The sequence below is a fragment of the Pseudoalteromonas sp. ND6B genome (assembly GCF_000764215.1).
Classification (GTDB): domain Bacteria; phylum Pseudomonadota; class Gammaproteobacteria; order Enterobacterales; family Alteromonadaceae; genus Pseudoalteromonas; species Pseudoalteromonas tetraodonis.
On sequence record NZ_JQFL01000058.1, the window covers coordinates 143,688 to 156,493 of the forward strand.

Sequence of the window (12,806 nt, forward strand, 5' to 3'; positions counted from 1 at the left end):
TTCATTTATAACTGCGCGGCCACTGAGCCGCGTTTTTTTGTGCCTAAAAAAGAACTTGTTTATTCAGTTAAAATTTACCTCATTCCTTAGATACGCTAAAGTAGCACAGTCTAAATTCTAGGGAACAAGTGAAATGAATAACAATAATGATGCGACAATGCCAACGGGCATAGTTGCGCGATTTTTAAATTTTGTTGAGCGGGTAGGTAATAAGCTGCCTGATCCAGCAATTATCTTTTTGTTTGCCATGTTATTAATTTGGTTTTTGTCTTGGTGGTTTTCAAGCGTCACATTTGATGCAATAGACCCTCGTACTGGCGAAGCCATTATCATTAATAACATGCTTGCCAGCGATTCGTTGGCCACTTTTTTATCTTCTATGGTAAAAACATTCACCGGTTTTGCACCACTGGGTGTAGTGCTGGTTGCAATGCTAGGTGTGGGCGTTGCAGAGCATTCGGGCTTTATTAATACCGGCCTTAAATTAATGCTCAAAGTAACGCCTAGAAAATTACTAACACCCTCAATTATTTTGGTGGCTATTGTGAGCCATACGGCTACCGATGCAGGGTATGTGTTAGTTATTCCTCTTGCTGGGGTAATATTTTTTGCCGCCGGTCGTCATCCGCTTGCCGGTATTGCAGCGGCATTTGCTGGGGTAAGTGGTGGCTTTGGTGCTAACTTTATTCCATCTGGAATTGACCCATTACTGCAAAGCTTTACCCAAAGTGCAGCACAAATTATTAATCCGACAATGAGCATTAACCCGCTTAATAACTGGGGCTTTGCTTCAGCATCAAGTTTATTTATTGTGATGTTAGGTTGGTATATCACCGATAAAATTATTGAACCACGTTTAAAAAATTCACCCGTTGATGGCGAAACTCAAGACCTACCAGCATTTGAAGATGCGCGTAGTGACGAAAAGCGCGCCTTTCTTATTGCAAGTAGCGTAATGATTGCAGGTATTGCGTTATTAGCGTATGTATCCGCACCCGCTGATTCAGCGATGCGCAGCAGCGATGGCTCTTTAACAAACTTTAGCTCACCACTAATGCAATCAATAGTACCGCTGATATTTTTGTTATTTTGGATCCCAGGCGCAGTATATGGTTTTACCGTAGGCACCTTTAAAACCTCTAAAGACATGATAGATGCAATGAGCAAAGCCATGAATGGTATGGCGTATTACATTGTTATGGCATTCTTTTGTTCATTATTCATTGCTGCATTTAGTAAATCAAACCTAGGTGCATTGCTGGCAATTGAAGGGGCTCAAGTATTAAAAGCAATGGAGTTACCGAGCTCTGTAACGGTCGTAGGGATTATTTTCTTAACTGGTTTTGTAAACTTATTTGTTGGTTCAAGTTCGGCTAAGTGGGCACTATTAGGTCCGGTATTTGTGCCTATGCTAATGCAACTCGGTATTTCGCCAGACTTAACGCAAGCGGCGTACCGTGTGGGAGATTCTAGCTCTAATATTATCACCCCGCTCATGCCATACTTCCCACTAGTTGTGGTGTACTGTCAAAAATACGTTAAAGGCACAGGCATAGGTACGCTTATCGCGATGATGCTACCGTATTCAATCGCCTTTATGATTGGCTGGAGTATCTTCTTGCTAGGCTACTGGGCACTCGGTATCCCATTAGGACTTGATGCCAGCTACGTGTACCCAGCAGTAGCGCCTTAACTTAAATCTTGATTCATAAACCTCACTCACTCGAGTGAGGTTTATATAAAAGTGCTGTAATATTCAAAGTAAGTCTAAGTTACCTTTCTAAATCTCTCACTATATAGCCAAACAAACTAGCCTCACCAAAAATATAAACATAATCGTTTTTGTTATTCATTATTGTAGACTTATCTTCGTACCATCTAAAATCATGAGTTTCGTTTGTTTTAGGATCTTTAAAATATAAACGAGTACAACTATCTTCATAATCAGAACCACACTTTTGTACATCAGTTAGGATATATTCCTTATACCAATAGTCGCCTTGCGTGTAGTAAGCCCATAATTTAATGGGGGCAGAGAATAAAAAATAGAGACTTGCATAGATTAACAAAGGGATTAATGGGTACGCGAATATTAATGATAATTTCGTTTTTGTATCTGAAAAACTATATTTAAGATGCTCCCTGTATTTACTGCAGCGTCTATATTTATTGAATACAAGTATATTTAAATAGATGAATGATGCGCCACAAATAATAGGGAATGCTATAAAGAAAATAACGTCGTATATTTCATTTGTGATAAATGGTGGATCTGTAAAGTCCATTAAAATAGGAATAATGATGCATAATAAAATAGGGAACATTATTACTACAAAGAGTAAGTTGTCGTAATTTCTTTTCAATTTTTAATTCATCCGTGAATTATAGCCTTTGCTTAGTTTACATAAATTTTATTGTTTTAAAAATCAAAGAAAACATGTTTATACACATTAAGTAATCTGAGTTTTGGATAATAAAGCTATCTCAAGCAGCTTTTTCAACGCTCATTGCGTTGAATTTACTTACAATAGGCTAGTAATTGACGCGTAATTTCGCCATGTTTTCACTGCAATCTCTGGTTAGAGAAAACAAACAAAATATTTTTAATTCAATATTTTAGTTAAGTACCTAATACTGGCTTGCGGCTTCAAGTTACGGAATTTAAGCTGACCTGATACCTGAATTTCAGACACAAAAAAACCTTGGCACTTTCGTGGCAAGGTTTTTTACTAAAGAGTCGTTGCTTACTTAGCGGTGAAGCTAACTGGGCGACGTTCTTTACGAGGACCGCTACGCTTATCAGGGCGTTGGCCTTCTTTATTAAAGCTACGCTTCTTGTCACCAGCAGGGCGTTCAGAACGCTCGCCGCGTGGCTCAGAAGGGCCTTGATCTTGTGTTAATGTCATACCCATTGGGCGTTTACAAATAAACACTTTTTGAAAGTGATCAAGTACATCTTTAGGCATGTTTTGCGGTAATTGTACCGTACTGTGACTGTCGTGAAGACGAATGTCACCGATAAACTTGCTTGAAATGTCTGCTTCGTTAGCAATTGCGCCAACAATGTTCTTAACCTGAACACCATGCTCACGACCTACTTCGATTCGGTATGTATCCATAGGGCCTGCATCACGGCTGTTGCGCTCGCGTGGTTTACGCTCAGCGCGCTCACCACCGCGTTCAGGGCGTTCGTTACGACGACCACGGTCATTGCTACGAGGATTACGATCATTACGTTCGTTACGCTCACGCGGTTGAATCTTAACTTCTTCAACTTTAATTGGTGATTGTTGCTGTGCTAAACACAGTAACGCACCCGCTAAGTCTTCAGGAGCAAGCTCAAGTTTTTGTGCCATGTTAGCAGCCACTTCATTGAAGAAAGTAATATCTTTGTTTTCAAGAGCAAGCGTAAGCTTTTCTTGTAAGGCATTGATACGTTTTTCTTCAACAACTTTAGCTGTAGGTAATTCAACTTGTGCGATTTCAGATTTAGTATGACGAATGATATTTTTAAGTAAATAACGCTCGTTATGCTTAACGAAAAGAATCGCTTTACCAGTACGACCAGCACGACCTGTACGGCCGATACGGTGAACGTAGGCTTCAGAGTCTTGTGGAATGTCGTAGTTGATAACTAAGCTTAAACGGTCTACATCAAGACCACGTGCCGCTACGTCTGTTGCAATAACAACGTTTAGCATGCCGCTTTTTAAACGATCAACCGTGCGCTCACGCGCTTGCTGGTTCATGTCACCGTTAAGTGGCGCTGCAGAGAAACCTTCGCGCTCTAATAACTCAGCAAGTTGCACTGTGTCGTTACGCGTGCGTACGAAAACAATAGCACCTTCATATTGTTCAGCTTCTAAGAAACGAACAATCGCTTTGTTTTTATGTACGTGTGCATTCCAAAACACTTGCTCTACTGATGATACAGTTGAGTTGCGCGCAGAAATATGAACCTGTTCAGGGTTATTCATATATTTGCTGCTGATGTTTTGAATTTGCTTAGGCATAGTCGCAGAGAAAAGACATGTTTGCTTTTCACGCGGTGTTTTTTCCATGATGCTTTCTACATCATCGATAAAGCCCATACGTAGCATTTCATCGGCTTCATCAAGTACAAGTGCTTGTAAAGCATCAAACTTGATAGTGCCACGGTTTATGTGATCGATTAAGCGACCTGGTGTAGCAACGATAATCTGTGCGCCACGACGAAGTGCGCTTAACTGGATGCTGTAGCTCTGGCCACCATAAAGTGCCAATACTTCAACACCACGAGTGTGTTTTGCATATTGTTCAAATGCCTCAGCTACTTGGATCGCAAGCTCACGGGTAGGTGTGAGTACAAGGATCTGTGGCTGTTTCACAGACGGGTCAATATTATTTAGTAATGGCAGTGCAAATGCTGCTGTTTTACCTGTACCCGTTTGTGCTAGTCCCAGTACGTCCTTTCTTTCTAGCAATAACGGTATACATTGAGCTTGGATTTCAGATGGTGTCTTGTAACCCAACTCTTCAACTGCCTTTAAAATTGCAGGAGAAAGATTTAGAGATTCAAACGTGACTGGTTCTGACATTAATACGCCTCAACGAATTTAAAGAGGCGCGCATTGTATAGGAAATACGAGGCAAATGCTTGTATAAATTACAACTAATTTATATGTGGTTGATGTTGGTCGAAATTTAACCAGCTCAAGTTGTGCGTTAATTAAGCTGGTTAACAATATACCTACAAATTTACTGGTAAAGGCCTAGGTTTTCTTTAGCATAAGCTTCAAATTCAGTGAATCCACCAATGTGTGTTTGGTCTACAAAAATTTGTGGCACAGTCGGGCATGGTTTGCCTGCAGATTTCTCTAAATCTTCTTTACTGATACCTTCTTTGATGATGTCGATGTAGCGGTATTTAAAATCATCGCGATCATTAGCAAGTTGCTCTGCAACATCTTTAGCGCGAACACAAAAAGGGCAGCCTTCACGGCCAAAAATTACTGTTAACATAACGCTCTCCTCAAATTAATTGATCCTAGTGTAACTAATTTCATTATTTATTACAGTGCAAAAAAACGATTATTGTGTTCGCTTTTTTTAGGGCCTGTAAAAAAAAATAAAAAATATTTTATAAAAAAATCTTGAAATAAAATTGTCCGCCCATAAATAGTTATTTGAGGACGCCTGATGGGTCTTCATTTAAACAGAACTATTTGAAAGTTATATTATTAATTAAATTTTGCTGTTACTTGTTCAAACGAAAAGTTGCAGCAATATATCGCTTAAATATGAGGATATTATTATGCGTACAGTAGATTTATCACCCCTATACCGTTCATTCATTGGTTTCGATCACTTAGCATCATTAATGGATGCCGCTGCACGAACTGACAAGCAGCCAAGTTTTCCTCCATACAACATCGAAGCACTTGATAAAGACAAATACCGTATCACTATGGCAGTTGCTGGATTTAGTGAAGACGAGTTAACCTTACAATCTGAAAACAACACTTTGGTTGTATCAGGCACTAAAGCAGGTAAAGAGCAAAATGATGAGCGTAAATTTATTCATCAAGGGATTGCCGAGCGTAACTTTGAGCGTAAGTTCCAGTTAGGCGACCACGTTAAAGTACTTGGTGCAGACTTAGCCAATGGCTTACTAAGCATCGACCTTGAACGTGAGATCCCAGAAGCGCTTAAGCCACGTAAAATCGAGATTGGCTCAGGCAATATGCTAGAAAGCAAATAGTTAAGCTAGCACACGTATTTTCCCTGTGAAAAGCCGCCATTTGGCGGCTTTTTGCGTTGTTAGTCTTTTAAGTTTATTTGCATTTGTTTTAAAGCGTTAATTTTATCTATCGCAACTTGCAGTTGTTCTTGTGAAAGCTTTTTTTGTCGGCCTTTAGCCAGTAATTCTTCAAGTTTTAATATTTTGGCTTGTGCAGCAATAACAAAACGTTGCTCTAGCTGTCTTTGCTGTTCAAGGTGGAAATCTTGATATGCCTGGTGATTATTTAAATCACCGCTGTACTGAGCAACTGGCTGAGTATTTTTTACTATGTTGGGTAAATAGGCAGGAGAGGTTATTGGTGGCAAAGGCTGAGGGCTCGTATCGTTAGTTGTAACCGTGTTTAATTGCGTGCTTTTCAGCTCTTGGGTCATGTCAGCAGTAGTCAGCTCAAGTGACGTTATTTGCTTAACACTTTTAGCTTGGTTAAGGGAATCAATATTCTTTATCGTTGGTTTACTAGTATATTGAGTAAAAAGTGCGTACATACCAACACAAGCTACAACAACAGAAACGAAAACTTTTTTGCTCATAAAATTACTCCTGTCTTATTTTGCCACTTGAGCCAAGTATCCTCATACTGTTGTACCGCTTTTTGTTTTGCGATGGCCTTTGTTGCTTGGTATCGAACGGTTTCATCTTCTGGCGAAAAGTACTCAAACTGATGCTCATAACTGTGTATCACCACCCATTCACCACTGGGTGTACGTATAACAGGAGAAATAGTGTTTTCTTTAGTTGTGAACGCAAGTTGTACAACCCAGCTACTTTTGTTTTTACGGTTTAATTCACTGTTGTATTGAGCATATATATCTTGTTTTCCTGATATTACTAATGCTTGTTTTAGCGTTTTGTTACCGGCCAAGGTGCGAAAACCTACAGCATTGGCTCGATGAGAAAATTGAGCTCCATGTGCTTTTACGTGGCTTAAAAATTTAAACTGCGATTTATTGGCTTGATAAAACGCTTTAATTTCGTTTTTGTTTACTTGTTTCTCTAGTTTTTCAAGAACGGGGCTTTGCATATGCATCATTGTATTTATGCCTAGCCAGCTTTGAATGGAGGGGCGCAGAATATCTCCTTTAGCTATTTCATACAGATGTTCAATATCAATATTCTGTTTTGCCAAAATTGGTTTGGCTTTTGAAAACGCTATATTGAATTGCCGTTTTTTTATTAATTCACTTTTGAATAGTTCACTATCTCCTTTGTGGAGTTTAAAGCGTACCTGCATTGATAGTGAATCGACAAATTCATATAAATTAATAGCGTTATACAAAAGAGGGGTTAAATCAAACTGCTGCATTTTTTTGATGGCGCTTTGCACATACTGGCCATTTTTAGGGTAGGGCCCTAATGTGTGTTTAAGCCATTGGTTATCATAAGTTTCAAGCTTTATCGGGCTTGACTGTGCGATTATAGCTAATTGTGAATCGAACAGATTTTTTAAGTAACGTTCAACATGGTATTGAGTACTAAAACCAACGGCAGATTGTCGTTTTATTATCGCAGGTGTTTTTAGCGCAGCTTGTTGTAATAAAAACTGATTCTCATACAGACGAGTTCTAACTTCATTGACTGTAATATCAGGGTTGTGCTTTAAATAAGCACGATGCATAAAGTTAATTTCATCACTGCTGTATTGTGTAAATGATGCCATTACTAGGGAGTGGTAAAACACACCTAGTAATGTAATCACTAAAATAGCCATTTTTTTCATTAGCGAGCAACCATGGCGTGGTTTAATAAGTGCACCACCATTGCTATTGCATGGGGCACGACCTGCTTAGCTACATTAAGGCGATCAAAATGATCTTCTGAGTTGAGTACAATCCCACCTTGTGCATAAGAAAATGAACCGCCTTGAGTTAATAATGGGCGAACATCTTGGCTATTTTTATCTAAAGGCGAGAACGTTTGCATTGCTTGAGTAACGAGTGATAAATCGTTGAGCTGCTCTTGATCATAGTAATCGTTTACCCAACTTTCCCAGCTAGAATGATTTAGATCTGATGTGGTCCATGTGTGGTGAGGTTGTAATAAATCAGTAGTATGGAACACAAACCCTAATACTTGCGGATTGCCGCTTTGTAAGTAACTTTGATACCAATATTGCCCTAAATTATCGATAGGTTGAAATGGCATTTCTTCAAAGTCATCGTACATAGAATAGGTTGAGTTGCTATCGATTCTATAGTGAGATTCTGTCACACCATAACTGTTATATTTTGAAGAATCGGCATTAAACCAACCTGTTTCACCCCCTTTACCATCATCAAGGTAGTCACCTTTAAGCCAAGCAGATGCAAGATTATCAATAGTTCCCCAAACGGTGAGCTTTTCATAATTATAACCACCAAAATCGTTTCCATGTTGGTCTGCACCTTGGGTATGATTTTGAAAATGCCAATAGCTTGTATATTTAACTATACTTTGCGCTGCTCCCCATACTGGCGCTTGAACACACGAACCTGTGATTGCACCACAGAAAAAAGTGTCTTCAAAGTCATCTACATCATAAGCAGCTTGTCCAAGCAGCTCGGCTAATTCAGAGATAGTCAGATTGTTTTGTTCGGCGTACTGTCGTAGGGCTGCATATTCAGTACTCGTTGGGTGCTGCTGCATATAGTTAACAGCATCAAGAACAATACGTTTGTGAGTTTCTTGACTAAAAGCTTGAGCTTGGCTTGTACTCAGTAGTAAAAGTGTCGCTGCAATTAATTGTTTTTTCATTTTATTCTCATCATAGTCTGGAGTAAGAGATGCAATTAAAAAATAAGCTCATTACACTGACATGACAAACAGACTAAACATTTAATTAACAATATTACCTGTATTTGGTACTTTAATATTAACTATTAAGGATGTTGCCGCCAATTGACGGCATTTGTATTTATAGCTCTTCAATACTATTTAAATAGTGGCTAGCTTGATCTAAAGTTTCTTGGCGTAATGATTCATCTTGTTTATCCCAATTGCGATAAACCATGCCTATTCGTGGATTTTTTTCAAGCCGCTCTCGGTGTGTTTGCATAAATTGCCAATAGAGGCTATTTAACGGGCAAGCGTCTTTTCCTACTTTTTCTTTCACCTTATATTGGCAGCTTTTACAGTAGTCGCTCATTTTATTTATATAGTTGCCGCTAGCCGCATAAGGCTTGGTAGCAATGATGCCATCGTCAGCAAATTGACTCATGCCACGGGCGTTAGGCATTTCTACCCATTCAATAGCATCGATATAAACACCCAAATACCATTCATCCACTTCATCAGGGTTAATAGCGGTTAGTAAACAAAAATTACCTATTACCATTAAACGTTGAATATGATGGGCATACGCGCTGTCTAAGCTTTGTGTTAATGAGTGGCTTAAGCAGTTCATTTTTGTTTTACCATTCCAAAAATAACGTGGCAGTGCACGGGTTGCATTAAGCTGGTTTTTGTTAGCGTAATCGGGCATGTTTTTCCAATACACGCCACGCACATATTCGCGCCAACCTAGTACTTGGCGAATAAAGCCTTCAACCTGAGAAATAGATATTTCATCTTGGCGTTGTTGGTATTCTTTGACCACACGGTCGATAACATAGCGAGGGTGTAAAATTTTGGCATTTAACGCAAATGATAACCGGCTGTGATAAAAGGTATCTTTATCAGGGCATTGATCTGTCATCGCATCTTGAAATTGACCAAAGCGGGGGAGTAAATGTGCACAAAAGTGATCAAGTGCGCTTATTGCTTGTTTACGGGTTGTTGGCCAGCTTAATTGGGTTTCTATTTGCCCAAAGTATTTTATTTTATGTTTATCTAAACGCTCAATGATGGTGCTAACATCATTTTTAAATAACTTGGGTTTGGGGATATCGGCTAAATCGCTTTTTGAAAACTTATTACGGTTATTCGCATCAAAGTTCCATTGACCACCTTGAGGTTTGTCATCGTCCATTAAAATATCAAACTGCTTTCGCATTGCCCGATAAAAATGCTCCATAGTGACGTGTTTATCTTTTTTAAAGCGTTTGTCTATATCGTTAAATGCTAATAAAAAATGCTCGCTGTCACAGGCAGTCACAGCTAATTCGCTGTTAGTGACAAAGTCGTGCAGTTGTGTTTTTAAACGGTACTCATCTGGGTATTGATATTCAATTGAGGTGCATTCATGCTGCTTAGCTAATCGAGTTAAAAGAGCGGGTAAGTTATCATCGTCTTTGGTGTCATCTAACGTTAAATGCAACACGTTAAAGCCGGCATCTTTTAAGGCGTTAGCGAAGTTTTCCATGGCTTTAAAAAAGGCTGATATTTTTTGCACGTGATGCTTTACGTACTGCGCTTCTTGCATGAGCTCGGCAATAACAAACACGGTGTCATCGGATTTATCTTTAAACCAAGAATGAGCGGGGTTTAGCTGGTCACCTAAAATTAGTTTTAAGGTTTTGAATTTTTTCATAATGAGCCAAAATCATTTTTATACGCTGTATTTTAAAAAGCGATCGATTTCTACATGTCGTTTTAATCATAGAGCAAAGCAATAAACAGCATTGCTTTTTTTATCAACTTATTACTTATTGTGGTTGCTAATTTAGGTGTACATCTTTATAATAGCGGCCATTGTTTAGTAGGTTATAAAATTTACTAACAGCGATATTAAGTTATTAACTTTTTATCTATTGGCGCGGGATGGAGCAGTCTGGTAGCTCGTCGGGCTCATAACCCGAAGGTCGTTGGTTCAAATCCGGCTCCCGCAACCAATCTTAATAGTAGGTTTATACTTACTACTTTATATCGCGCATTCTAAGTAATGCGCGTTTTGCGTTTAAGCTAATGAAGTTTAATTTGGTCAGGGTACTGACTCGCAACCAAGCTTGGCCCTAGGCCACACAGTTTTGCGTTTTTTGGTGTGACGCCCCGCTTGGTTCGGGGCGTTGTTGTATCTGCACCGTTTGATTTAATGTTTATCGATTAAATCAAAATTTAAACTCAGTATTTTAGGGCTATAAGCCCTTTTTTTGTTTGTATGGAGGATTTTCGTGACAAAACTTGAACAAGATTTAGTAACCATGTTAACGCCTGCGGTAGAAATGTTAGGCTTTGAATTACATGGGCTTGAGTTTGTACAAGCGGGTCGCCATTCTACCTTAAGAGTATACATTGCTCATGAGGATGGGATTTCAGTTGACAACTGCGCCGATGCAAGTCGTCAAATTAGTGCGATTTTAGACGTCGAAGACCCAATTACAAACGAATACGATTTGGAAGTGTCGTCTCCTGGTGTTGATCGTCCATTATTCAAACAAGATCACTACGAGCAGGCGCAAGGAGAGGAAGTACGCGTGCGTACTAAGCTTCCACAAGACGGTCGCCGTAATTTTAAAGGCGATTTAATAGCAGTTAGCAGCGATATGATCACACTATCTAGCGATGGTGCAGAGCATTTAATCATGCTTAGTAACATTGAACGTGCGAACATAATCGCAAAGTTTTAATTCGAGTGCGAAGGAATAGGGCAAGCGAGGCATTACCCATGGCAAAAGAAATATTATTGGTTGCTGAAGCCGTTTCCAATGAGAAAGCGGTTCCAAAAGAAAAGATTTTTGAAGCTCTAGAGTTCGCATTAGCGACAGCGACAAAGAAAAAGCATGATGGTGAAATTGATGTACGTGTTGCAATTGACCGTAAAACCGGCGATTACGATACCTTCCGTCGCTGGCAAATAGCTGAAGTTTTAGAAGATGGTTCTTTAGAGAATCCATACAGCGAAATCACGTTAGAAGCTGCTCAAGTTGAAGAACCTGACTTGAAAATGGGCGACTACGTAGAAGAGCAGATTGAATCAATTAAATTTGACCGCATAACAACACAGATGGCTAAGCAAGTGATCGTACAAAAAGTACGTGAAGCAGAGCGCGCCTTAGTCGTTGAAGCATATAAAGATCAAGAAGGCGAGCTGGTAACGGGTGTTGTTAAAAAAGCAACTCGTGATGCAATCGTACTTGATTTAGGTAACAACGCAGAAGCGGTTATTTATCGTGACGACATGCTGCCACGTGAAAACTTCCGCCCGGGTGATCGTATCCGCGGTCTTTTATATGAAGTGAAGCCTGAAGCACGCGGTGCACAATTATTTGTAACCCGTTCTAAACCAGAAATGCTGATGGAATTATTCCGCATTGAGGTGCCAGAAATTGGCGAAGAAATGATTGAATTACGCGCTGCAGCACGTGATCCAGGTTCACGCGCTAAAATCGCGGTTAAATCTAACGATAAGCGTATTGACCCTGTTGGTGCGTGTGTTGGTATGCGTGGCGCACGTGTTCAAGCGGTATCGTCAGAACTTGGCGGTGAGCGTGTTGATATCGTACTTTACGATGACAACCCTGCACAGTTTGTTATTAACGCAATGGCACCAGCAGAAGTGGCTTCAATCGTAATGGATGAAGATACACACTCAATGGATATTGCTGTTGAAGCTGATAACTTAGCACAAGCTATTGGTCGTAATGGTCAAAACGTACGTTTAGCAAGCCAATTAACTGGCTGGGAATTAAACGTAATGACCGTTGATGAAATGCGCGCTAAGAACGAAGCTGAGTCAGATAAGTTAATTAACTTATTTACTGAAAACTTAGATATTGATGACGAATTTGCATCATTACTTATCAACGAAGGTTTCTCAACACTTGAAGAAGTTGCTTATGTTCCGGCTTCAGAGTTTTTAGAAATCGACGGCTTAGATGAAGAAACAGTGGACGTATTACGTTCACGTGCAAAAGATGCATTAACAACGAAAGCGCTTAAAACGGAAGAAAGCTTAGAAGGCGCTGAGCCTGCAGAAGACTTACTTGCGCTTGAAGGCTTAGAGCGTCATTTAGCATTTGTTATGGCAAGTAAGGGTGTAGTAACACTTGAAGACTTAGCTGAGCAAGGCATTGATGAGCTTGTAGATATTACAGAGCTATCTTCAGAGAAAGCGGGCGAGCTAATTATGGCTGCACGTAATATTTGTTGGTTTGCAGACGAGTAATTTATT

General features: G+C 39.6%; 11 protein-coding genes and 1 tRNA gene. 5 read left to right on the forward strand and 7 right to left on the reverse strand.

Annotation, left to right across the window (positions count from 1 at the left end):
* The first annotated feature begins 133 nt into the window (after positions 1 to 133).
* The gene (locus ND6B_RS05440) at positions 134 to 1,693 is read left to right on the forward strand and encodes an AbgT family transporter (RefSeq protein ID WP_033103877.1); all 1,560 of its coding nucleotides are present in this window, start codon (positions 134 to 136) and stop codon (positions 1,691 to 1,693) included.
* A gap of 79 nt (positions 1,694 to 1,772) precedes the next feature.
* On the opposite strand, the gene ND6B_RS05435 is transcribed toward ND6B_RS05440, so the two are convergent.
* The 3 genes from ND6B_RS05435 to ND6B_RS05425 form a co-directional block, all read right to left on the reverse strand.
* Positions 1,773 to 2,324, reverse strand: a complete 552-nt coding sequence (locus ND6B_RS05435) for a hypothetical protein (protein WP_235420507.1) — start codon at positions 2,322 to 2,324, stop codon at positions 1,773 to 1,775.
* 420 nt (positions 2,325 to 2,744) lie between these two features.
* Positions 2,745 to 4,577: a DEAD/DEAH box helicase gene (locus ND6B_RS05430; RefSeq protein ID WP_033103879.1), complete on the reverse strand. Its 1,833-nt coding sequence runs from the start codon at positions 4,575 to 4,577 to the stop codon at positions 2,745 to 2,747.
* A gap of 160 nt (positions 4,578 to 4,737) precedes the next feature.
* Positions 4,738 to 5,001 carry a GrxA family glutaredoxin gene (locus ND6B_RS05425; protein ID WP_008114535.1) on the reverse strand — a complete coding sequence of 88 codons (264 nt, stop codon included), beginning with the start codon at positions 4,999 to 5,001 and terminating at the stop codon, positions 4,738 to 4,740.
* 292 nt (positions 5,002 to 5,293) lie between these two features.
* On the opposite strand from ND6B_RS05425, the gene ND6B_RS05420 reads away from it, so the two are divergent.
* The gene (locus ND6B_RS05420; protein ID WP_008114537.1) at positions 5,294 to 5,740 is read left to right on the forward strand and encodes an Hsp20 family protein; all 447 of its coding nucleotides are present in this window, start codon (positions 5,294 to 5,296) and stop codon (positions 5,738 to 5,740) included.
* A gap of 59 nt (positions 5,741 to 5,799) precedes the next feature.
* On the opposite strand, the gene ND6B_RS05415 is transcribed toward ND6B_RS05420, so the two are convergent.
* From ND6B_RS05415 to ND6B_RS05400, 4 genes are all read right to left on the reverse strand, one after another.
* Positions 5,800 to 6,312: a hypothetical protein gene (locus ND6B_RS05415; protein ID WP_033103880.1), complete on the reverse strand. Its 513-nt coding sequence runs from the start codon at positions 6,310 to 6,312 to the stop codon at positions 5,800 to 5,802.
* On the reverse strand, positions 6,309 to 7,499 hold the full coding sequence (locus tag ND6B_RS05410; protein WP_033103881.1) for a peptidyl-prolyl cis-trans isomerase: 1,191 nt from the start codon (positions 7,497 to 7,499) through the stop codon (positions 6,309 to 6,311). Before ND6B_RS05410 ends, ND6B_RS05415 begins: the two co-directional genes overlap by 4 nt.
* Positions 7,499 to 8,512 carry a phospholipase gene (locus ND6B_RS05405; RefSeq protein ID WP_033103882.1) on the reverse strand — a complete coding sequence of 338 codons (1,014 nt, stop codon included), beginning with the start codon at positions 8,510 to 8,512 and terminating at the stop codon, positions 7,499 to 7,501. Before ND6B_RS05405 ends, ND6B_RS05410 begins: the two co-directional genes overlap by 1 nt.
* 160 nt (positions 8,513 to 8,672) lie before the next feature.
* Positions 8,673 to 10,226, reverse strand: a complete 1,554-nt coding sequence (locus tag ND6B_RS05400; RefSeq protein WP_033103883.1) for a cryptochrome/photolyase family protein — start codon at positions 10,224 to 10,226, stop codon at positions 8,673 to 8,675.
* Between the two features lie 224 nt (positions 10,227 to 10,450).
* Here ND6B_RS05400 and ND6B_RS05395 point away from each other — a divergent pair.
* From ND6B_RS05395 to nusA, 3 genes are all read left to right on the forward strand, one after another.
* Positions 10,451 to 10,527: transfer RNA gene (locus ND6B_RS05395), tRNA-Met, on the forward strand.
* Positions 10,528 to 10,806: 279 nt separating this feature from the next.
* Positions 10,807 to 11,262, forward strand: a complete 456-nt coding sequence (gene rimP, locus ND6B_RS05390) for a ribosome maturation factor RimP (protein WP_008114543.1) — start codon at positions 10,807 to 10,809, stop codon at positions 11,260 to 11,262.
* Positions 11,263 to 11,300: 38 nt separating this feature from the next.
* Positions 11,301 to 12,800, forward strand: a complete 1,500-nt coding sequence (gene nusA / locus ND6B_RS05385) for a transcription termination factor NusA (RefSeq protein ID WP_013464535.1) — start codon at positions 11,301 to 11,303, stop codon at positions 12,798 to 12,800.
* Positions 12,801 to 12,806 lie beyond the last annotated feature (6 nt).